1 pseudogene is annotated in these 473 nt (G+C 61.5%); it reads left to right on the top strand.

The window, feature by feature from the left end:
* Positions 1–473: pseudogene (locus AACY52_RS30700) on the top strand (hypothetical protein); the annotation flags it as partial.

Here is a 473-nt window from a genome sequence, read left to right as displayed (position 1 = left end):
GTCGAGGTACTCCGCGGACCTCAGGGCACAGTATTTGGCCAAAGTGCCACCGGCGGCATCGTCAACGCAGTCACCGTCCGGCCTTCGACGCAATCCGTCGAGGGCACCGCGCAAGTCGAACTAGGCAATTACGACTTTGTACGCGCCAGCGGTACGGTCAATCTGCCGATCTCTGATACGTTGGCGGTCCGGGCGACGGTCCAGCGCTACAAGCGCGATGGCTATGCCAAGCAGACCTCACTCGGCCGCCCGTACGATCTGGACGACGCCGACCGTTTCTCCACCAAGGCGTCGATCCTGTGGACGCCAACGGACCGTTTCTCAGCCGAGCTCACCGCGCAGTATTTCGACGCAGACGAGCATGGCGCGGCGCAGAAGAACCTCGACGATCGCGATCCCGATCCGCGTCGCATTTCTCAGGACTACCCGAACGAATATCGGCTGAAGTTCTTTCTGTCGTACGCGGATCTCCG

The organism is Pseudomonas sp. EA_65y_Pfl1_P113 (assembly GCF_963970525.1).
Taxonomy (GTDB): Bacteria; Pseudomonadota; Gammaproteobacteria; order Pseudomonadales; family Pseudomonadaceae; genus Aquipseudomonas; species Aquipseudomonas tritici.
The sequence above is the reverse complement of the archived record's forward strand: the minus strand, read 5'-3'. Positions and strand labels throughout refer to the sequence as shown.